Origin of the sequence: Candidatus Pantoea communis, from assembly GCF_011752685.1 — a bacterium.
GTDB lineage: Bacteria > Pseudomonadota > Gammaproteobacteria > Enterobacterales > Enterobacteriaceae > Pantoea > Pantoea communis.
The window spans coordinates 311,247-332,149 of sequence record NZ_VWXC01000002.1 but is presented as its reverse complement, the minus strand read 5'-3'; the positions used below and the strand labels follow the sequence as shown (position 1 = coordinate 332,149).

At 52.9% G+C, this 20,903-nt stretch carries 23 protein-coding genes; 10 read left to right on the top strand and 13 right to left on the bottom strand.

Going from position 1 to position 20,903, the window contains the following annotated elements; genetic code table 11:
* Nucleotides 1-6 precede the first annotated feature (6 nt).
* Together F3J37_RS05670 and F3J37_RS05665 are read left to right on the top strand one after the other, a co-directional pair.
* Nucleotides 7-852, top strand: a complete 846-nt coding sequence (locus F3J37_RS05670; protein WP_038646579.1) for a PTS mannose transporter subunit IID — start codon at nucleotides 7-9, stop codon at nucleotides 850-852.
* Between the two features lie 92 nt (nucleotides 853-944).
* On the top strand, nucleotides 945-1,403 hold the full coding sequence (locus F3J37_RS05665) for a DUF986 family protein (RefSeq protein ID WP_058960161.1): 459 nt from the start codon (nucleotides 945-947) through the stop codon (nucleotides 1,401-1,403).
* On the opposite strand, the gene rlmA is transcribed toward F3J37_RS05665, so the two are convergent.
* The 5 genes from rlmA to F3J37_RS05640 all read right to left on the bottom strand — a co-directional run bounded on the left by rlmA (nucleotide 1,400) and on the right by F3J37_RS05640 (nucleotide 4,545).
* Entirely contained in the window at nucleotides 1,400-2,206 is an 807-nt protein-coding gene (gene rlmA, locus F3J37_RS05660; protein ID WP_166932316.1) for a 23S rRNA (guanine(745)-N(1))-methyltransferase, read from the bottom strand. The genes F3J37_RS05665 and rlmA overlap by 4 nt on opposite strands.
* Nucleotides 2,207-2,345: 139 nt before the next feature.
* Nucleotides 2,346-2,555, bottom strand: a complete 210-nt coding sequence (cspE, locus tag F3J37_RS05655) for a transcription antiterminator/RNA stability regulator CspE (RefSeq protein ID WP_034828712.1) — start codon at nucleotides 2,553-2,555, stop codon at nucleotides 2,346-2,348.
* Nucleotides 2,556-2,638: 83 nt separating this feature from the next.
* Complete coding sequence (locus F3J37_RS05650) at nucleotides 2,639-2,713, bottom strand: DUF2627 domain-containing protein (protein WP_128599124.1); 75 nt, start codon at nucleotides 2,711-2,713, stop codon at nucleotides 2,639-2,641.
* Between the two features lie 527 nt (nucleotides 2,714-3,240).
* Entirely contained in the window at nucleotides 3,241-4,251 is a 1,011-nt protein-coding gene (locus F3J37_RS05645; protein ID WP_166932314.1) for an MBL fold metallo-hydrolase, read from the bottom strand.
* Nucleotides 4,252-4,269: 18 nt separating this feature from the next.
* Complete coding sequence (locus tag F3J37_RS05640) at nucleotides 4,270-4,545, bottom strand: YebO family protein (protein ID WP_034828707.1); 276 nt, start codon at nucleotides 4,543-4,545, stop codon at nucleotides 4,270-4,272.
* Nucleotides 4,546-4,763: 218 nt separating this feature from the next.
* Here F3J37_RS05640 and F3J37_RS05635 point away from each other — a divergent pair, with 218 nt between their 5' ends.
* On the top strand, nucleotides 4,764-5,000 hold the full coding sequence (locus F3J37_RS05635) for a YobH family protein (RefSeq protein ID WP_034828706.1): 237 nt from the start codon (nucleotides 4,764-4,766) through the stop codon (nucleotides 4,998-5,000).
* A gap of 36 nt (nucleotides 5,001-5,036) precedes the next feature.
* Here the strand turns inward: F3J37_RS05635 and kdgR are convergent, their stop codons facing one another.
* Complete coding sequence (kdgR, locus tag F3J37_RS05630) at nucleotides 5,037-5,828, bottom strand: DNA-binding transcriptional regulator KdgR (RefSeq protein ID WP_034828705.1); 792 nt, start codon at nucleotides 5,826-5,828, stop codon at nucleotides 5,037-5,039.
* Nucleotides 5,829-6,021: 193 nt separating this feature from the next.
* On the opposite strand from kdgR, the gene F3J37_RS05625 reads away from it, so the two are divergent.
* Entirely contained in the window at nucleotides 6,022-7,404 is a 1,383-nt protein-coding gene (locus tag F3J37_RS05625; protein ID WP_166932312.1) for an MFS transporter, read from the top strand.
* A gap of 52 nt (nucleotides 7,405-7,456) precedes the next feature.
* Here the strand turns inward: F3J37_RS05625 and htpX are convergent, their stop codons facing one another.
* The 4 genes from htpX to msrC form a co-directional block, all read right to left on the bottom strand.
* Nucleotides 7,457-8,338, bottom strand: a complete 882-nt coding sequence (gene htpX / locus F3J37_RS05620; RefSeq protein ID WP_038646563.1) for a protease HtpX — start codon at nucleotides 8,336-8,338, stop codon at nucleotides 7,457-7,459.
* Nucleotides 8,339-8,555: 217 nt separating this feature from the next.
* Nucleotides 8,556-10,595: a carboxy terminal-processing peptidase gene (gene prc, locus F3J37_RS05615; protein ID WP_034828701.1), complete on the bottom strand. Its 2,040-nt coding sequence runs from the start codon at nucleotides 10,593-10,595 to the stop codon at nucleotides 8,556-8,558.
* 19 nt (nucleotides 10,596-10,614) lie between these two features.
* Complete coding sequence (gene proQ / locus F3J37_RS05610) at nucleotides 10,615-11,295, bottom strand: RNA chaperone ProQ (protein ID WP_034828699.1); 681 nt, start codon at nucleotides 11,293-11,295, stop codon at nucleotides 10,615-10,617.
* A 96-nt stretch (nucleotides 11,296-11,391) separates the two neighbouring features.
* A complete protein-coding gene (gene msrC, locus F3J37_RS05605; protein WP_038646557.1) occupies nucleotides 11,392-11,892 on the bottom strand; it encodes a free L-methionine (R)-S-oxide reductase MsrC in 501 nt (166 codons plus the stop codon).
* Nucleotides 11,893-12,109: 217 nt separating this feature from the next.
* On the opposite strand from msrC, the gene yebS reads away from it, so the two are divergent.
* From yebS to rsmF, 3 genes are all read left to right on the top strand, one after another.
* Entirely contained in the window at nucleotides 12,110-13,354 is a 1,245-nt protein-coding gene (gene yebS / locus F3J37_RS05600) for a membrane integrity lipid transport subunit YebS (protein ID WP_034828695.1), read from the top strand.
* Nucleotides 13,323-15,956, top strand: a complete 2,634-nt coding sequence (locus F3J37_RS05595; protein WP_166932310.1) for a PqiB family protein — start codon at nucleotides 13,323-13,325, stop codon at nucleotides 15,954-15,956. Before yebS ends, F3J37_RS05595 begins: the two co-directional genes overlap by 32 nt.
* A gap of 75 nt (nucleotides 15,957-16,031) precedes the next feature.
* Nucleotides 16,032-17,456, top strand: a complete 1,425-nt coding sequence (gene rsmF / locus F3J37_RS05590; RefSeq protein WP_166932308.1) for a 16S rRNA (cytosine(1407)-C(5))-methyltransferase RsmF — start codon at nucleotides 16,032-16,034, stop codon at nucleotides 17,454-17,456.
* Nucleotides 17,457-17,458: 2 nt separating this feature from the next.
* Here the strand turns inward: rsmF and F3J37_RS05585 are convergent, their stop codons facing one another.
* Nucleotides 17,459-18,106, bottom strand: a complete 648-nt coding sequence (locus F3J37_RS05585) for a metallophosphoesterase (RefSeq protein ID WP_034828689.1) — start codon at nucleotides 18,104-18,106, stop codon at nucleotides 17,459-17,461.
* 251 nt (nucleotides 18,107-18,357) lie between these two features.
* On the opposite strand from F3J37_RS05585, the gene F3J37_RS05580 reads away from it, so the two are divergent.
* The 3 genes from F3J37_RS05580 to F3J37_RS05570 all read left to right on the top strand — a co-directional run bounded on the left by F3J37_RS05580 (nucleotide 18,358) and on the right by F3J37_RS05570 (nucleotide 19,946).
* Nucleotides 18,358-19,089 (top strand): class I SAM-dependent methyltransferase, encoded by a 732-nt coding sequence (locus F3J37_RS05580; RefSeq protein ID WP_166932306.1) that lies wholly within the window; start codon nucleotides 18,358-18,360, stop codon nucleotides 19,087-19,089.
* A 255-nt stretch (nucleotides 19,090-19,344) separates the two neighbouring features.
* On the top strand, nucleotides 19,345-19,605 hold the full coding sequence (locus tag F3J37_RS05575) for a DUF3761 domain-containing protein (RefSeq protein ID WP_166932304.1): 261 nt from the start codon (nucleotides 19,345-19,347) through the stop codon (nucleotides 19,603-19,605).
* A 62-nt stretch (nucleotides 19,606-19,667) separates the two neighbouring features.
* The gene (locus tag F3J37_RS05570) at nucleotides 19,668-19,946 is read left to right on the top strand and encodes a DUF6388 family protein (RefSeq protein ID WP_166932302.1); all 279 of its coding nucleotides are present in this window, start codon (nucleotides 19,668-19,670) and stop codon (nucleotides 19,944-19,946) included.
* Nucleotides 19,947-19,988: 42 nt separating this feature from the next.
* Here the strand turns inward: F3J37_RS05570 and F3J37_RS05565 are convergent, their stop codons facing one another.
* Complete coding sequence (locus F3J37_RS05565; protein ID WP_166932300.1) at nucleotides 19,989-20,156, bottom strand: hypothetical protein; 168 nt, start codon at nucleotides 20,154-20,156, stop codon at nucleotides 19,989-19,991.
* A 108-nt stretch (nucleotides 20,157-20,264) separates the two neighbouring features.
* On the bottom strand, nucleotides 20,265-20,591 hold the full coding sequence (locus F3J37_RS05560) for a hypothetical protein (RefSeq protein WP_166932298.1): 327 nt from the start codon (nucleotides 20,589-20,591) through the stop codon (nucleotides 20,265-20,267).
* Nucleotides 20,592-20,903 lie beyond the last annotated feature (312 nt).

The window sequence follows — 20,903 nt, the reverse complement described above, 5'->3', positions numbered from 1 at the left end:
GAAATCATGGTTGATACAACTAACACGCAAAAGAAACTCACCCCGAGCGATGTCCGTGGTGTGTTCATCCGCTCTAACCTGTTTCAGGGTTCATGGAACTTTGAACGCATGCAGGCGCTGGGCTTCTGCTTCTCAATGGTGCCGGTGATTCGTCGCCTCTATCCTGAGAACAATGACGATCGTAAACAGGCGATTAAACGCCATCTGGAGTTCTTCAACACCCATCCGTACGTTGCGGCGCCGGTGCTCGGCGTTACCATGGCGATGGAAGAGCAACGTGCTAACGGCGCGGCGATTGATGATGCGGCGATTAACGGCATCAAAGTCGGCCTGATGGGACCGCTGGCGGGCGTAGGTGACCCGATCTTCTGGGGTACGGTGCGTCCGGTGTTTGCCGCACTCGGTGCCGGTATCGCGATGAGCGGCAGCCTGCTGGGCCCTCTGCTGTTCTTCATTCTGTTTAACGCCGTGCGTATGCTGACGCGTTATTACGGTGTGGCGTACGGTTATCGTAAAGGCGTGGATATCGTCAGCGATATGGGCGGCGGCTTCCTGCAAAAGCTCACGGAGGGGGCGTCGATTCTCGGCCTGTTTGTCATGGGGGCGCTGGTCAACAAGTGGACACACGTGAACGTGCCGCTTGTGGTGTCGCGCATTACCGATCACACCGGCAAAACCACCGTGACCACCGTTCAATCGATCCTCGATCAGCTGATGCCGGGCTTAATCCCGCTGCTGCTGACCTTCGGCTGTATGTGGCTGCTGCGCCGTAAAGTTAACGCACTGTGGATTATTGTGGGCTTCTTTGCCCTGGGTATCTTTGGTTACTGGATCGGCCTGCTCGGTCTGTAATCATCTCGCCGGGGGCTTCGGCTCCCGGCAGTTTTCAGCGAAGTTACCTGAGCGCCAACGTTGAGGTAAATTCGGTTGAGGAAGAAAATGTAATGTCACTGACTGACGCTCTGATTGCCCTGCTGATCATCGCTTTCGCCCTGTTCGCGATTTACGATGACGCTATCCTGCCGCGGCGCAAGGGGCCGACCAAATTGCGTGTCGCGCTGCGTCGTCGCCATAAGATCGACAGCGGTATTTTTATCGTGTTACTGCTGATTCTGCTGTGGAATAACGTCAGCAACCATGGCCCGCAGCTCACCACCACGCTGCTGATGGTGTTATGCTTTATGGCGATCTGGCTATTCTGGCTACGCACGCCGAAATTGTTGATGAAGACAGAGGGACTGTTCTTCGGCAGCGTGTGGATCGACTATCGTCGCATTCAAAGTATGAACTTGTCTGAGGATGGCATTTTAGTCATGCAACTGGAACAGCGTCGCCTGCTGATTGCAGTGCAACAGCTCGACGACCTGGAACGTATCTACAATACGCTGGTGGAAGCGCGTTAAGTGCGCTGCCATAGCGTCAGCATGAAGTCGGCATCGCAGCTAAAGCTATCGGCTGCCACCAGCTGTTGCCAGACTTCTTCGCGCGCGCGCCAGGCAAAAGGCGTCATCTGCAGCAAGCTCACCGCTTCGGCCCCATTTAACGTCATCTCATAACGTAGATTGTGTTGGCCGACCTGGCTAAAACCTTCGTAAGCCTTTTCTTCTGCCGCGTGCAGCTGCACTTCACGATAAATCAGCGCCTTGAACTGCTGCAGATGATGTGGACCCGGCGTCACCGTCAGCAGATAGCCGCCCGTTTTCACCACCCGGTTCAGTTCGGTTTCATTACAGGGAGCATAGATGCGCACAATGCCCTCCAGCGATGCATCAGCAAAGGGTAAACGCTGGCTGGAGGCGACACAAAATTTCACCGTGCGATAACGTTTAGCCGCCATGCGAATCGCCGCTTTCGCCACATCCAGGCCAAACAACTGCGCCTGCGGAAGGGCTTCTGCCATTGCTGCGGTGTAGTAACCCTCGCCACAGCCAATATCCAATATTTGTGCCGCCTGGCCATTCAGGCGCTGTGCCAGATGTTGCGCCACTGCATCGCGCAATGGCTGATAGTGGCCTGCATCAAGAAATGCGCGACGGGCCAGCAGCATTTCCGCACTGTCACCCGGTTCCTTTGAGCCTTTATGCTGCACCGGCAACAAATTAACGTACCCTTCTTTAGCCTGATCGAATTGGTGACCTGCATCGCAGCGGAAGCTGTTGGCTTGCTGGTGCAAATGTTGCTGGCAAAGGGGGCAAATCAAAGACATAGACAACTCCGGGTTCACGATTCGCGCGCAGTTTACCCTGATCGTCTGGCAACAGAAAGGATAAAAGAAAAGCCCCGGTCAGAGACCAGGGCTTTACAATTCGTGTCAGCGGCGCATGGCACCGAGTCTGAGAACGAAATCAGATAGCAGTAACGTTTACTGCAGCTGGACCTTTCTGGCCGTCCTGAATTTCGAACTCAACAGCCTGGCCTTCAGCCAGAGTTTTGAAGCCGTTACCCTGGATTGCAGAGAAGTGTACGAACACGTCTTTGCTGCCGTCAGCAGGAGTAATGAAACCAAAACCTTTAGACTCGTTGAACCACTTAACCTGACCTTTAATCTTTGCCATTTTTGCAAATTCCTTTGATTGTTTATATTGCCCGAAGGCAGTCTTACAGATAAACCAGAGACGTTACTGAATGAGGCACTAATTTAAGGTTCGGCAAGGAAGCGGAATTCAACGTCAACGTCTTTACTCGTAACTTCTTTACTGAAGATGCCATACATAAACAGAACTGTACCTCGTTTGACCCAAGAGTCGTTATCACATATCCGCAAATTAATGGCAAGCCATTTTTAAACGGTGATCGACATGACGCACATAATTGGCCGTTGCTCTGCACTCTTCTGCCATTAGCATATTGACAGATGACGGAATAACTGCACAAAAAAATGTTATATGTCAGAGTAGTTAGCGCCAGTACTTACATTAGTCAAGCGTAGCGACGCAATCTAAACCAGCACAATTAAAGCGGTCAAGGCTACGCAATAAGTATTGCATTAATATGGCATTGATAAAATATTTCGCCAAAAAATTAACGTGGAATGCAACATTCGTGCACTGAGCAAAACTTGTACAAGCCGATTTATTAAGTACAAGTCATTAATTGTTTTGCACCAAAATCAGGAAAATATAAGCGCTCTTGCCCCAAATATATGCACGCTCGTTTTGGCGGTTATCTTATTTTTAACTAACGACTCTACAATTAAATGTTAAAAAAACGCACTGCGACGCTTGATTTAACAAATCGGGCTTAGGACACATCTGAATCGCTATTCTGCAAGCTTCGGCTGGTGCCTATTCTCCATGGCATAAAGCGTGAGTCCAATTCTCCCGCGGATTGCATTGCTTGCGCCAAAGCGGCAGGGGGTTCATCTAAAGGATCATCCGCCAGTTCAAACACACCCCAGTGGATCGGCAGCGTTAACGGACGCCCTATCGCCTGCCATAAACGCACCGCCTGATCGGGGTCCATATGTTGACCGCGCATGAACCATTTTGGTGCATAAGCGCCAATGGGCAACGCGGCAAGATTAAAGGGCCCAAGACGTTCAGCAATTTCTAACAGGTTTTCGCTATAGCCACTGTCACCTGAAAACCAAAAACTCACACTCTGGTTTCGCACCACCCAGCCACACCACAGTGAGCGATTACGATCCCAGAAAGTTCGCATGCTCCAGTGCCGCGCGGGTACGGCAGTCAGCGTCACTCCTGCGATATCAATGGATTGCCACCAGTCGCGTTCGGTGACATGACGCACGCCACGTTTGCGGCACCAGGTTCCCATACCCAGCGGCACAACAAATTGCGCATCCGGGAAATGACGTGCGATGCGCTTTACCGTAGGTCGATCGAGATGGTCGTAGTGATTGTGCGAAATCAGAACCACGTCGAGATGTGGCAACTGTGCAATATGGAGCGGAGCGGGCGTTTTACGCTGTGGTCCAGCAAACGGCAGCGGTGAAGCACGCGCAGAGAGTGCCGGGTCGATGAGAATATAGCGGCGATTGAGCCGCATCAACACGGCGGCATGACCTAACCACCAGACGCGATCGTCATCACCGCCCAGATCGCTTTCCTGATACCAGCGGGCAATGAATGCCGGATAGCCGGCCTGAGGCGGCAGCGGCAAATGGTCCGCTTTGCGCTCCCGCCGCCAGCGCTGCAAATCCCCTGGCTGGCGCAATTCCGGTTCCGGATTGCGGAAACCTTCTGGCGTGTGATGCGCCAGCGTTGCGTCGAACCAGGGATTTTGCCAGGCCATTACTGCTCCATCATGTGTTTAACGTTCTGGAATCATACGGATGAAGTCGCGCTGTTCTACGGCGTCTTCTTCCTCCTGCTGTTTTGCTGTGGCAGGTTGAGCATCCGCCAGGCGGCGCAACAATGCATTCTGTTTTTTCTGCTCTTCCAGCAGTGCTTCCAGCAAACGAATCTGTTCACTGGCGCGCATGCTGGCCCGGTTAACGAAGAACCAGGCTATCAAGGCCACAACAATAATGATGGCCAGTACACCATAACTGAACAGCGGACTGGTATTTGCGGCTAACTCGTTCATAACTGCCTCTATTGTCAAACATAAAACACTTACACCGCCGCTGATTCTACTCGTTGTGTGCGGAAAAGATAATGGTTGCCGGTGGAAAGCAGATTATCCCGCATCTTGATGGCTTTCAGTTATCTCTGATCGATTTCATGAGCAGGACGCGTCATGCTACTACTATAGAAATCGCAGCGACTTCAGGATAGCTGCGTTGTGTATCACAAGGAGATAAAATGAAACTATTCATTCGGGCGATAATCGTGGTGGCAGTAGTCTGGTTAGGGATGCTGTTTACCGGCTATGGCGTACTGACCGGAAGCAACAAAAACGCCGCTGGACTGGGCTTACAGTGTAGCTATCTCACTGCACGCGGCATGATCACCGCGCAATATCTGCATACCGACAGTGGTATTGTGGGTGTCACCGATTGTCCACTGCTGAAGAAAAGTGGCGAAGTGGTAGATAATTAGTGATTTAAACGGGCTGGCGACAGCCCGTTCTGCTATTCAGAATGGGTAGTCGTGGTAACCCAACTGGTCGGAAATATTGCGCGCGGCACGATGCAGCATCGCCACATACTCGTTTTTTGCTTCTTCAGAGAATCGGATTGTTGGGAACGAGATGCTCAATCCCGCGATCACCACGCCGAAGCGGTCGAAAACCGGCACAGCGATACAGCGTAAGCCCTCTTCCTGCTCTTCATTATCTTCACCGAAACCCTGCACTTTTACCTGATCTAATACCTCAAGCAGCGCTTCAGCACTGACGATGGTGTTGGCGGTACTACGACGAAACTCGACTTCGCTCAGGATTGCCTGAACTTCAGTGCGATCGCGCCATGCCAGTAACACTTTACCGATGGCGGTGGTATGCAGCGGGTTGCGACGCCCGATGCGCGAGTACATGCGCAGGTTATACAGCGAATCAATTTTATGGATATAGACAATGCTGTCTTCTTCCAGCGCACCCAGGTGGATGGTTTCTTTGGTCAAACGCGACAGTTCTCGCATTTCGACATCGGCACTACGAATCAGGTCGACGTTTTGTAGTGCCCTGGCACCCAATTCAAACAGCTTGAGCGTCAGCGAATATTTTTCACTTTCCCCTTCCTGCGCGACGTAACCCAATGATTTCATGGTTTGCAGAAAGCGGTAAACCGTGCTTTTTGACATCATCACGCGTTGCGACAGCTCGGTGATACCATGATCACGATCTTCGCCTAACGCCTGCAAAATGCCGAACACTTTCATTACCGAAGAGACGGAGTCTGGCTGTTTATCGTTATCACTGCTCGCCATTGCGCGTATCCTTTTTTGACGGTGTTTCAAAAAAAACGGAACAGAAGCGCCAGTATATGCGTTTCAGCCCAACGGCGGCAACGACTGGCAATCTGCGACACATTCCTTCGTAATTTTTTGTCAATGAATGCGGTGCTTTCCGTCACAAAATTGATTAGCATGATGATATTCACTTCCTTCATTTATTTCATTTATGTCCCCTACAGTCTCTCAGGATGGATTACCTGTTCCGCAGCGGTACGGCGCGATTATCACTATTGCGTTAGGCATCATGATGGCAGTGCTGGATGGTGCCATTGCTAACGTTGCGTTACCCACCATTGCACGCGAACTGAATGCCAGTCCGGCGGAATCAATCTGGATTGTTAACGCCTACCAAATCGCCATTGTTATCTCGTTACTGTCGCTCTCCTTTCTGGGCGATATGCTGGGCTATCGCCGTGTTTATCAGGTAGGGCTGGCGTTGTTTATCGCCACTTCACTGTTCTGCGCCCTCTCCTCTTCACTCAATATGCTTACCGTGGCGCGTATCCTGCAGGGTTTTGGCGGCGCGGCACTGATGAGTGTGAACACAGCGCTGATTCGTATTATCTATCCGCAGCGTTTTCTCGGCCGCGGTATGGCGATTAACTCGCTGATCGTCGCGGTGTCGAGCGCTGCGGGCCCAACGGTGGCAGCCGCGATTCTCTCCATCGCCAGCTGGAAATGGTTATTCCTGATCAACGTGCCGCTGGGCATTGTGGCACTGTGGCTGGCGCTGCGTTTTCTGCCAGATAACACGCAGAAAGCTAAACAGCAGAAGTTCGATGTTCCCAGTGCCATCATGAACGCCCTGTTCTTTGGCCTGCTCATATCGGCCCTCAGCGGGTTCTCACAGGGGCAGGATCACTGGCTCATTCTGGCGGAAGTCGTCGCACTGGTGTTGGTGGGCGTGGTGTTTGTTCGTCGCCAGTTGGCGATGCCAGTGCCGCTACTGCCGGTGGATTTGCTGCGCATCCCCATTTTTTCGTTGTCGATGTGCACTTCGATTTGCTCGTTCTGTGCGCAGATGCTGGCTATGGTTTCGCTGCCATTCTTCCTGCAAAACGTGCTGGGACGGGATGAAGTGGCAACCGGGTTGCTGCTCACACCCTGGCCGCTGGCCACCATGGTGCTGGCACCCATTGCTGGCCGGTTGATTGAGAAAGTCCATGCGGGATTATTGGGTGGCCTGGGGCTGGCAATTTTTGCGGCGGGTCTGTTCTTACTGGCACTGCTGCCTTCACAACCCACCGATATTGATATTATCTGGCGAATGATGCTTTGCGGTGCGGGCTTTGGCCTGTTCCAGTCTCCAAATAATCACACGATTATCTCCTCTGCCCCGCGCCATCGCAGCGGTGGCGCCAGCGGTATGTTAGGGACGGCGCGTTTGGTCGGTCAGAGCAGCGGTGCAGCACTGGTTGCATTGATGTTCAATCTGTTTAACGACAGCGGAACACATGCATCACTGGTTCTGGCGGGTAGTTTCGCCACGGTGGCAGCCGTCGTCAGTATGTCTCGGATGACGCAATCGAGTCAGACGGTGAAGTCATAAAACAACAAAGGTGCCCAATTGGGCACCTTTGTTTATTGCAACAGCCAAACCATTATTTCAGATAGTCACCGTTACGCAACGCTTCGATACGCTTATCGAGCGGCGGATGCGACATAAATAATTCGCTCAACGATTTGCTTTTGCCGTTAATGCAGAATGCCATCATGCTGCTTGGCTCCTGCGGCTCGTAGCTGGTTTTCAAACGCTGCAGAGCGGCAATCATCTTCTCGCGGCCCACCAGTTTGGCTGAACCTGCATCCGCGTGGAATTCACGGTGACGTGAGAACCACATGGTGATGATGCTGGCGAGAATGCCGAACACCAGTTCCAGCACGGTCGCGACCGCAAAATAGACCAGCGGGTTACCGTTGCTGCTCTCTTCACCGTCACGGTTACCCGACAGGAAGCCCGATGCTACCTGCGCGATAATACGCGAAATGAAGATCACGAAGGTGTTCACCACACCCTGAATCAGCGTCATGGTGATCATGTCACCGTTAGCGATGTGGGCGATTTCGTGCGCCAGCACCGCTTCCGCTTCATCACGGCTCATGTTCTGCAGCAAGCCGGTCGAGACCGCAACCAGTGAGGCGTCACGACGTGCACCGGTAGCAAAGGCATTAATATCTGGCGCGTGATAGATCGCCACTTGCGGCATCGCAATGCCGGACTGTTGAGCCTGGCGACTGACGGTATCCATCAGCCAGCGTTCTGTCTCGTTACGGGGTTGTTGAATCACTTCACCGCCGACGGAGCGCAACGCCATCCATTTAGACATCAGCAGTGAAACAAACGCACCGCCAAAGCCAAACAGACCTGCCATAATCATCAGACCCTGAACACTGCTTGACTGAATTCCTGTCAGACTCAGAATCAGTCCGAATACCAACATCACCGCCAGGTTGGTGACCAGGAAAAGCGCAATACGCATCATAAACGTTAATCTTCCTCAGTTGTGCTCGCGCTCATGCGCGGATATACATCCTATGTCCATTGCGCAGGTTTTCAAGCAACCTTAATCTTTAAGTGTCTAAAAAGACATAACTTTACATTTGGTAATGATGTGCGCAATTCTGCCCATTAGCCACAATGAACAATACCTTTGGTGCAAAAAAAACACCGCCGGAGCGGTGCTTTTATTCAGCGAAAATTTATTTCGCGCCTTCGGCAGCAGGCTGGGTTTTCTCCAGCTGTGCCATGTCGTTGGCAATTTTCACGGTTTCGTCCAGATACGGGTCTGGCTCTTTGTAGTCTTTCGGCAAATCTTCAATGCTCTTCAGCGGGGCTTTGCCTTCCGCCTGGTAGCGCGCGTTAATGCGTTCCAGACGCAGTGCATCATCTTCGTGGTTCTCTTTCTCACGTTGAGCAAGATTGAGCGACACAATATTGCGTTTGTCTTTCATCGCGTCAAAGCGCGCAATATCTTTCATGATGTACTGGAACTCGCGATCTTTAGCGATACGATCGGCGTGCTCTTTGGTCAGCTGCGGTACCAGCGCGGTGATATCACCGGTTTTGGTGTAAGTCGCGGCATTCACGCTATCCCATGGCAGCGCGTTGTCCTCGAACTTCTCACCGGTTTCCGCCGCTTCTACGCCAGTTGGCATCAGCAGGTCCGGCGTGACGCCTTTACGCTGAGTACTGCCACCGTTAATGCGATAGAACTTCTGGATGGTATATTGCACTGAGCCCAGCGCCGGCCATTCAGGACGCAGCATCTGATCATAGATGCGGTTGAGCGAACGATACTGCTGCACGGTGCCTTTACCAAAGGTCGGTTCACCCACAATCAGCGCACGGCCGTAATCCTGCATCGCTGCGGCAAAGATTTCAGATGCGGAAGCACTGAAACGATCGACAAGCACCACCAGCGGACCTTTGTAATAAACGATACCGTCGTTATCGCTGTCCTGGCGCACGCGACCGTTGTTGTCACGGACCTGCACCACTGGGCCACTTGGGATAAACAGACCCGACAGTGATACGGCTTCGGTGAGCGCACCGCCGCCGTTGGTACGCAAATCAATCACGATGCTGTCGACGTTCTGCTTCTGCAGTTTTTGCAGCTGCACTTTTACATCGTCAGTCAGGCCAACGTAGAAGCCTGGAATATCCAGTACGCCGACTTTCTCTTTACCGACGTTATGTACGGTGCCTTTCACCGCGCGATCTTCAAGACGGATCTTTTCACGCGTCAGTGTCACGGTGCGGGTTTTGGTGCCCTTGCCAGCAGGCAGGATTTCCAGGCGCACTTTGCTGCCTTTCGGTCCTTTGATTTTGGACACCACATCATCCAGACGCCAGCCAATCACATCTTCCATTGGCTTACCTGGCTGGGCAACACCGACAATGCGGTCGCCCACGCTGATGGATTTGCTTTTCGCGGCCGGTCCGCCAGCCACCATGGAGTTGATGACCGTGTAATCATCGTCCATCTGCAGCACGGCACCGATACCTTCCAGCGACAGGCTCATCTCGGTGTTGAACTGTTCGGTATTACGCGGTGAAAGATAGTTGGTGTGCGGGTCGATTTCGTGCGCAAAGGCGGTCATCGCCAGCTGGAACACATCTTCACTGTTGCTCTGCGCCAGGCGACGAATGGCAAAGTTGTAACGCTTAGTCAGCGTTTCACGAATCTCTTTGTCATCTTTACCGGCCAGTTTCAGGCTCAGCTCGTCATATTTAACTTTGGCATCCCACAACGCGTTCAGCTCATCGCTGTTTTTCGGCCAGGGTGATTTTGCACGGTCAATGTCGATGGTGTCATTGCCGGTGAAATTCATCGGGCGATTCAGCACGCTTAGCGCATATTGATAGCGCTCGAAGCGGCGTTTCTGCGCCAGATTGTAGAGATCGTAGAACACATCCAGCTTACCGCTGCGCAGTTCATCACCCAACGTGGTTTTCTTATCGGCGTATTGCGCGATGTCTGAAGCCAACAACACGTTATGGTTGTAGTCGAGCAGATTCAGGTAGCGATCAAAAATTTTCGCAGAGAAATCCTGATTCAGATCGAACTGGCGATAGTGAGAACGGGTGAAACGCGAAGTGACGCGTTCACTGACGGTAGGATGCTGCGGGTCTTCATGTAACTGTGGAATCTGGTCGGCGCGGGTAATGTTATCTGCGCCAAAGGTGGGGCCTGCTAACAGCAGGCCCGCGATCATACCGATCTTTAGAATGTTGTTCATGCCGAGGTCAGCCTCCGTTTCAGAACTGCAAGTGTTCTGCGCGCACAATCATTGCCATGCCGGAAGCGAGCTGCACCCGAACGCCATCCTTGGTGATTTCAAGAATGGTGGCGTCCATTGCACTTTTGCCTGCTTTAACTTTGATGTTCTGGCCGGGTTGCAAAGTTGAGGTATCAGTGACAGGTTTAGCTCGCGGTGGGCGCGGTGCAGCAGGACGTTCTGCTGATGCGGCACGCGGTGCCTGTGGACGAGGCTTGCGAGGTGCTTCGCCTTCAGCCGCTTTGCGAGGAGCAGGTTTACGAGGACGACGCTCTGCGGTCTCTTCACCGGCTTCGCGTTTCTTCGCTTTTTGCTGATCGCGCTGCGCCTGAACGCGCGCTTTAGCTTCTTCCAGCTGCTTGCGCGCATGTTCAACGTGTTGTTCGTCCAGCACGCCACAGGCGTTGCCATCAAGATCAACACGGATTGCACCCGCTTTAATGCCGTACAGGTAACGCCAGCTTGAGGTATAAAGGCGCAAGGCTGAACGCAGTTGCGTCTTGCTCAGGCTGTTTTCACCCTGAACGCGCTCAACCAGATCCTGGAAGATACCGATTTTAAGCGGACGCGCTTCACCTTCGGCGCTAAAACATTGCGGAAAACGTTCCGCCAAAAAGGCGATCACTTCTTTACTGCTATTCAACTTAGGTTGATTTTCCATGAAATTTCCTGATTACTACGGGTTTGCCGACCAGAGCAGGCATGAACAGGCGACATTATAATGACAACATCGCCAAATGCTATGTGATCCAGTCGATTAGCTGCGTGACAGTTGAATAAATTTTTCGATGTCACTGCCCGCCAGCACTTCACAAAGCCCGTCGGTAAGGGCCACCAGCCCCGCTTCATCCTCACTATCAAAGCGAGAATAAACCGTACTATCAATGTCTAGCACACCGACAACGGTGCCATTCACTTTCAGAGGAATCACGATTTCAGCGTTACTGGCCGCATCACACGCGATATGACCAGGGAACGCATGCACATCCTCAACGAGCTGTACTTTATCCTCTGCAATCGCTGTGCCACAAACCCCTTTGCCCACCGGAATGCGTACGCAGGCAATTTTGCCCTGGAACGGGCCCAGCACCAGCGTATTTGGCTCGGTGAGCAAGTAAAATCCTGCCCAGTTCACGCCTTCCAGGCGTTCAAACAGCAGCGCACTGCAATTACCCAGTGCTGCCAGGAAAGAGGTTTCGCCCGCTAACAGTGCACGGACATCGCGATTTAAATCCTCGTAAAAGGCTTTTTTGTTCATTGTTTAACCATAACTCGTCACTGTCGTGAGCTTGTTGTCACTCAGTTGTTAAAATAAGCACTAATAATCCAGCCCCATCAGGTGAATCATTGTGTTAGTTACTATACCCTTAGCAGTCGGTGGTTAAGACTATTCTTGTACCACTCCCTATTGCAGTCAGATTGCTCTGAACAGCATGCCGGTAAACGTAACGAACGATGGGCCACTTGCGTCACCTATGAAAATTCACGCTATCAGCCAGACGTTGCCCCACGCACGTTATCAGCGTTGTCCGCAATGCGATACCCTTTTTTCCTTACCGGATGTGAAATCGCATCAGTCGGCGCATTGCCCGCGCTGTCATGCAAAAATTCAAAGTGGCCGCGATTGGTCAATGACGCGACTCACCGTAATGGCCGTGACCATGATCGTGTTGATGCCCTTCGCCTTCAGCCTTCCTTTGGTGGATATTCGCTTGCTCGGCATGCGCATCAACGCCAGCCTGGTGGAAGGCGTCATCCAGATGGCGCAGCAGGGCAACGTGCTGACGGCCTCGATGGTGGCGTTTTGTACCATTGGTGCACCGGTAACCTTAGTTGCGGGCATCTGCTATTTATGGATTGGCAACGCCCTCGGGATGAACCTGCGTCCGGTGTTGCTGATGCTGGAGAAGCTCAAAGAGTGGGTGATGCTGGATATCTATCTGGTCGGTGTGGCGGTCGCCTCTATAAAGGTGCAGGATTACGCCGCGCTGGAAGTCGGCTATGGCCTGGTGGCCTATATCGCGCTGACGGTGCTGAGCCTGCTGACGCTGATTCATCTCAACGTGGAAGAGCTGTGGGAGCACTATTATCCGCAGGCTGTACCCACCACACCTCCGGAACAGTGGCAGGTGTGTCTGAACTGTCATCAAACCGGCGTGCCGGACGATCGCGGGCGTTGTACACGTTGTCACACCCCGCTCGATTTCCGTCGTCGCCACAGTTTGCAGAAATCCTGGGCCGCGCTGATCGCTTCGATTGTGCTACTGATCCCCGCTAATCTGCTGCCGATTTCAGTAGTTTACGTTAATGGCGCACGCCGTGAAGATACGATCTTCTCCGGTATTCTGGGTCTGGCTTCCGGCAACATCCCGGTGGCGGCGGTGGTATTTATCGCCAGTATTCTGGTGCCGTTTACCAAAGTGTTAGTGATGCTGACTTTGCTGGTCAGCATCCATTTTAAGTGTGAACAGGGCTTAAAAACCCGCATTCGACTGCTGCGTGCCATCACCTGGGTGGGACGCTGGTCGATGCTGGATCTGTTCGTGATTGCGGTCACCATGTCATTGGTGAATCGCGATCAACTGCTGGCTTTTACCATGGGACCTGCCGCCTTCTACTTTGGCGCGGCAGTCATCCTGACCATTATGGCTGTAGAGTGGCTTGATAGCCGCCTGATCTGGGATGCACATGCAACAGGAAACGCCGACTACACCGACTAGCGCCAACCTGCGTAACAAACGCAAGGTTTCGCCGTTCTGGCTATTGCCCATTATTGCCCTGCTGATTGCTGGCTGGCTGTTATGGACCAACTATCAGGAACGCGGTACCACTATCACCATCAACTTCCAGACCGCGGATGGCATCGTGCCGGGCCGTACGCCGATTCGCTATCAGGGCGTGGAAGTGGGTACCGTGCAAGGTATTGTGCTGAGCGATGACTATCACAGCATCCAGATCAAAGCCAGTATCAAGAGCGATATGCGCGATGCGCTGAAGGACAATACACAGTTCTGGCTGGTGACGCCAAAAGCCTCGCTGGCAGGTGTTTCAGGATTGGATGCGCTGGTGGGCGGTAACTATATTGGCATGATGCCCGGCGGCGGCAATCCGCGTGAGCACTTTACCGCGCTGGACACCCAACCCAAGTATCGCGTCAACACCGGCGAGTTGCTGATCCATCTACACTCTCCCGATTTGGGTTCGCTGAACACCGGGTCGCTGGTCTACTACCGCAAAATCCCGGTGGGACGCGTGTATGACTACAGCATCAACGGTAATACTGATGGCGTCACGGTCGACGTACTGATTGAGCGTCGTTTCGTCAATCTGGTGAAAAAGCAGAGCCGCTTCTGGAACGTGTCCGGCGTAGACGCTGACGTCAGTCTGAGCGGTGCCAAAGTGAAGCTCGAGAGCCTGGCCGCGCTGGTGAATGGGGCGATTGCCTTTGATTCTCCAGAAGAAGGTCAGCAGGCCAACAGCGACGAAAACTATCAGCTCTACCCCGATCTGGCACGCAGCCAGCGTGGCGTGCAGATCAGTCTGGATTTACCGAGCGGCGATAACCTCAAAGCGAATAGCACGCCACTGATGTACCAGGGTCTGGAAGTCGGTACCTTGACCAAACTCAATCTGTTGCCGGGCGGCAAAGTCACCGGCGAACTCACCGTGGATCCTTCGGTGACGAGCCTGATGCGCAGCGGTACCCGCATTGAAATGCGTGCACCCAAACTGAGCCTGACCGACACCAATCTCAGCAGCTTGCTGACCGGTAACACCTTCGAACTGGTACCGGGCGAAGGTCCCGCGCAGGATCACTTTACCGTGCTGCCTGCCAGCGAAACCCTGCTGCAAAAACCGGATGTTCTGACGGTAAAACTCAGCGCGCCGGAAACCTACGGTATTGATGGCGGTCAGCCGGTGATGCTGTACGGCATGAAGATTGGGCAGGTCATTTCGCGTCAACTGGATGAGAATGGCATTAGCTTTGCGGTGGCCATCAATCCGGAATATCGCCATCTGGTGCACGCGGACAGCAAATTCATTGTGAATAGTCGTCTCGACGTGAAGTTTGGTCTCGATGGAATGCAGGTGCTGGGTGCCAGTGCCCGTGAATGGGTAGACGGCGGCATACGTCTGGTGCCGGGTGCGAAAGGCAATCCTTCCGCCCGTTATCCTTTATATGCCGATGCTGAGCGTGCGCAGGAAGGGATTATCGGTGACCAGCCGCCAACCACACTGAAACTGACCGCCAACAGCTTGCCAGATGTGCAGGCCGGTTCAGTGGTGCTGTATCGGAAATTCCAGGTGGGTGAAGTGGTGTACGTGGTGCCGCGCGCCGATGCCTTTGAGATTTCCATCCACATTGAGCCGCAATACCGCAAATTGCTGACCAGCGAGAGCGTATTCTGGGCCGAAGGTGGTGCGAAAGTGCAACTTAACGGCAGCGGTTTAACGGTGCAGGCTTCGCCGCTCAACCGTGCGCTGAAAGGGGCGATCAGTTTCGATAACCTCACTGGCGCGCAAGCGGCGAAAGGCGTGAAACGCGTACTCTATGCCTCTGAAACGGCTGCGCGTGCAGTCGGCAGCCAGATCACCTTGCATACCTTTGATGCCAGCAAGCTGGCTGCGGGCATGCCGATTCGTTACCTCGGCATTAATGTCGGCCAGGTCGAATCACTGGCATTGAGTAAAGACAATAATCAGGTGGTGGCGAAAGCGGTGCTTTATCCCGAGTATGTGCAGGACTTTGCGCGTATCGGCAGTCGCTTCTCGGTGGTCTCACCGGAAATTTCGCCAGCGGGTGTTAATCATCTGGAGACCTTGCTGCAGCCTTACCTCAATGTCGATCCCGGCAAAGGGGCTCAGGCACGTACCTTTGAGTTGCAGGAGAGTACCATCACCGATTCGCGTTACCTCAACGGACTCAACATTTATGTCGATGCCACCGAAGCGGGTTCACTGTCGCTGGGTACGCCGGTGCTGTTCCGTGGTGTAGAAGTGGGCACGGTGACCGGCACTTCGCTGGGTAACATGGCGGATCGCGTACAGATCGCGCTGCGCATCAGCAAGAAGTATCAGCATCTGGTGCGTAATAACTCCGTGTTCTGGCTGGCGTCTGGCTATAACCTCGACTTCGGTCTGATTGGTGGGGTCGTGAAAACCGGTACCTTCCAGCAGTTCATTCGTGGCGGCATTCAATTTGCCACACCGCCGACGGTGCCGCTGGCGCCTCAGGCCGGTGCTGATAAACACTTCCTGTTGCAGGATGAAGCGCCGAAAGAGTGGCGCAGTTGGGGAACGGCGATTCCGGATCCCAATTAAGCAATCGGGCAGCCTGCGGGCTGCCCGTTTTATTTGCACGTGTTACACTTCGCGCTAAATTTGATACCCCGGTAAATGTCCGTGTCCGATCGCTTTCCTGAAGATTTCCTTGCGCTGATGCGCACCAGCCTGGCTGACGAAAATGAACTGCAGCGTTTCCTGGCGATTAGCCAGCAGCCGCTGCGCCGCAGCCTGCGCGTCAATACGTTGAAAATCAGTGTGGAGGCGTTTTTAGCACGCACCGCGCATTATGGCTGGCGCTTAACGCCGGTTCCCTGGTGCGCCGAAGGATTCTGGATCGAGCGGGAAGATGAGACATTGCCGCTGGGCAGTGTGGCCGAGCACCTGAGCGGTTTGTTCTACATTCAGGAAGCCAGCTCAATGCTGCCGGTCACCGCGTTGTTTGATGCCGCGCCAGAAGCACGCAAGGTGATGGATGTGGCCGCTGCACCTGGCTCCAAAACCACGCAAATGGCCGCGTTGATGCGCAACGAAGGCGCGATTCTCGCCAATGAATATTCAGCCAGCCGGGTAAAAGTGTTGCATGCCAATATCAGCCGCTGTGGCGTCAGCAATGTGGCGCTGACGCATTTTGATGGTCGTGTGTTTGGTGCCGCCCTACCTGAGCAGTTTGATGCCATCCTGCTGGATGCGCCCTGCTCCGGCGAAGGTGTGGTGCGTAAAGATGCCGACGCCCTGCGTAACTGGACACTGGCCAGCACTGAAGAGATTGCCGCAACCCAGCGTGACCTGATCGACAGTGCATTCCATGCATTACAACCTGGCGGCACGTTGATCTACTCTACCTGCACGCTGAACCAGATTGAGAACCAACAGGTGATCGCCTGGTTGCAGCAGCGCTATCCCGATGCGGTTGACATCGTGCCGTTGCACGACCTGTTTGACGGTGCCGAGCGTGCATTGACGCCGGAAGGCTTCCTGCATGTCTTCCCACAGATTTTCGACAGTGAAGGCTTCTTTGTCGCACGCCTGCGCAAAACGGCCAGCATCCCGGCGCTGCCCGCACCCACCTATAAAGTGGGTAAACTGCCCTTCTCGCCTGCCAGCCGCAAGCTGGTTGCTGAAGTGCAACAGGCGGCTGCTAAGGTGGGGATTGAGTGGGATGAGCAGCATGCGTTGTGGCAGCGTGATAAAGAACTGTGGCTGTTCCCGGCTGCGCTGGAAAACTGGCTCGGCAGAGTGCGGTTCTCCCGCATCGGTCTGAAGCTGGCAGAGACCTTCCCGAAAGGCTATCGCTGGCAGCATGAAGCGGTGGTTGCCCTGACTAAACCGGGCAGCGCACTGGATTTCGAATTGACGGAAACGGAAGCAGAAAGCTGGTATCGCGGCCAGGATATTCATCCTGAAACCGCACCAACTCGCGATGAAGTGATTGTCACCTATCAGCAGCAGCCATTGGGTTTAGCCAAGAAAGTCAGTAACCGCATCAAAAACAGCTATCCACGCGACCTGGTGCGCGACGGGCGTTTGTTCCGTTAACTCTATTGAAGCTGAACCAGCGTTAAGCGATTACCGAACACTGCGCCGGTGTCGATGTAATGCTGGTTCGCCACATTGAGCGGCTGTTCCAGTGGCGTGTGGCCGAAATAGAAATCGCTCGCACCGTCAATACTGGCGGAAGCGCCACGATGATGGCGGCCGAGACGATCGCGGCTCCACACCACCTGATGCCAGTCCACGTCCTGACCCAACTCATAATGGCTGGCTGGATAGTCCGCATGGGCGATCACCACCACGCGGTCGGCTAACTCCAGGTGCAAAATCAGCGGCAGATCGGCACAGCGTTTCAGCGCATGGCGCGCCGCAATTAAATCCGCCCCTTTTAGTTGCCAGAACCAGTCACCGCCGTTCATCATCCACAGCATAGGGTCTTGCCCTTCCAGCGCCGACAACGCCATCTGTTCATGATTACCGCGCACACAGCGAAACCAAGGCTCCTGCAACAGCTGTAAGCAGCCGGGGCTGTCGGGACCGCGATCGATCAAATCCCCTACCGACAGCAGCAGGTCTCGCTCTTTGTCGAAGTCATGCAGAATGAGCTGCGAGTCCAGTTGAGCGCGGCAACCATGCAAATCGCCCACCACCCAAATGTTACGCCACGTTTTGGCACTCACCGTTTGGTAAAACATGTAATCTTCCCCGGTTGACTGGAAGTTTAGTGAACCCGTCATAAAGTATAGTCCGGTGAGATGAAGCCAGGGGAGGGAGCAGCGTGAGCAGCCGTAAACAATTTATCGGTGTACTGGTGTTTATATTTCTCGGCAGCCTGCTGCTGCTGGAATCGCTGGCGCGTTTGGTGCATCTGCTGTTTGTGGGCTAATCGCTGTTTCCTGTCGCGCTAAACACCTAAACTCCTTTCGATTCATATAAAGGAGCCAATATGAGCCAGAACATTTACGATAACCCCACCTTCTTTGCCGGTTATGCTACTTTACCCCGCTCAGTGGAAGGATTGGATGGCGCACCTGAGTGGCCCGCATTACGAGCGATGCTGCCCGATCTGAATGACTTACGCGTCGTTGATTTAGGCTGTGGATACGGCTGGTTTTGCCGTTACGCGCAGCAGCATGGTGCCCGTGAAATCCTGGGGATTGATGTCTCAGAAAAGATGCTGGCGCAAGCGACCGCCATGACTTCTTCACCGAACATTCGCTATCAACGTGCGGATTTAGAAACTCTGCAGCTCGATAAAACCTATGATCTTGCCTACAGCTCACTGGCATTACATTACCTGAGTCACATCGAGCCGTTATTCACCACCCTGTTCGATGCATTAAAACCTGGCGGTATGCTGATCTTCTCCTGCGAACACCCCATTTATACCGCTCCGTTTCAGCAGCAGTGGATTGTGGATGACCAACAGCAACGCAGTTGGCCGATCAACCATTACCAACAGGAAGGTGAGCGCATCAACAATTGGTTTGCCGATGGCGTGAAGAAGCAGCATCGTAAATTGGCCAGCTGGATTAATGCGTTGATTGGTGCCGGATTCGAGATTGTGCATCTTGATGAATGGGGGCCTGCCGATGAGCAGGTAAAGCAGAATCCGGGCTTAGAGGAAGAGCGCGACCGTCCGATGTTGTTTTTATTGTCTGCCAGAAAACCTCAATAAATTTCAAAAGCGGCTGCGTCCTGCAGCCCTGATGAAAGTCCCGTCCGGCGCTTATCTCCGGCGCTCATTAAAGGCGTTAGCTCTGTGCGGGACGGCGATCACTTTATCAATCCAGACAATTCCGAACAAGTTAAATGATATTAACTATCATTCTCATTATTGCTTTTTTACGCTTCGCTTACATTAATTATGTTTATTTAAGCTTTCTTCCTTCCTGCCGATAACGTCCTATCCTCTTTCCACCTTAATGAGAATATGAAAACGCTTTCTGTTATCACACTTATGCTGTTGCTGGTCAGCATGCCCACTCACGCCAAAAAGCATGTTGAACTGATTGAGCAAGGCAGTTACATCAACAGCGAAGGACAATCGATTCATCGTCCCGCACATACGCAAAATAATGACGTTCCCGATGGCGCAACCGCTCGCTGTCGCGATGGATCATACAGTTTCAGTGCCCATCACCGCGGGACCTGTTCTCGCCATGGTGGCGTTGCGGAATGGCTGGCATCTTAAGCCACACGCAATAAGCAGCATGTGCCAGGCTTAAAGGACACTATTTTCTTAAGGAGTGAGCAATGAAAGACTATTATAAAATCGATCTGGAGCTTTTTATGCAAAATAACGTGGACTTGATTCGCGAAATAAAAAGCAAAGCGCCGGTTTATGCGGATGAGTTGGGATTAGAGGTGGTGCAATATATTAACCGTGAAGTGAAACGAGCCCATCTGGATTATATCGAAAGCCTCGGCGTGCGCGATCCTTATGAATATTACATCTCGCAACATGAAGAAGATCGTCAGCTGGCTGACACGCTAATTGCTCAGCATCGTGCCGCTTTACACCACACCGCTTAACCAACTGATTTGCCACACAAGCCGTGTGGCAAACGGTGTTCTTTAATGCGAGAGAAAGAATATCGCCAGCAGGAAAAATACCCATAATCCGGCAAAGGTCGCAAAGCCGACACGAGGCGTTTTCGTCCGACCGACTACCACACCGATAAAGATGCTTAGTAGCGTTAAGGTGCCAATCATTACCCAGAGAAGATATTGCGCATTTGCCATGAAGGATCCTTATTAATCGGCAATAAAAACAGTGCGCACTCTTATACCATTTTTCACGCTCACTGGCTGCTGTTAAATGTCCGCATCTTTCGTGCTGGCTTGAATTCATTACGCCGTTGGGTGGCCACAACGCACGGCTTTTAATTGTTCCAACTGATTTAACCGTGCCGAGGCATGCTTGTTGGCGCTAGCCTTAGCGATACCGTTGCCGATGCCAAAGTCGCCGATAAAACCAATCACCGTCAGCGCATCAAACTCACCGGTTTTGTCGATCTGCTGCTGGACACTGTGGGACTTCGCAATTTCCTGATCCAGTGCCGCACAGTTGTAGGTTTGCGCTTCTTCATCACTGACTTTGGGTGATTGCGGGTATTGCTTCAGCGCACAGCCGCTGAGCAGCAGGATAGTGGTGAACAGTACAGCAGATTTGAACATCTCAAGACTCTCGTTTGGGCTGGCAGGGTTGGCGTATTGCTGAGAGGAAATGTAGCACGTGAAGCGAGGCGCGATTGGGTGAATAACTGGGCGATTTGCGGGTATTTTGCGCAAAGATTGGGTTAGGATTGCGGGATATGAAATTGATTCGGATAAAAGGATTTCGGACAAATTTCGGGAAACTTGGGTGAAGAGTAAATTATAATCATAAAAATCAATTACATAAAAAAAGACCCAATACGATTCCTGTATCGGGTCCAGGGAAATGGCTCTTTGAGAGCCGTGCGCTAAAAGTTGGCATTTTTGAAGGCG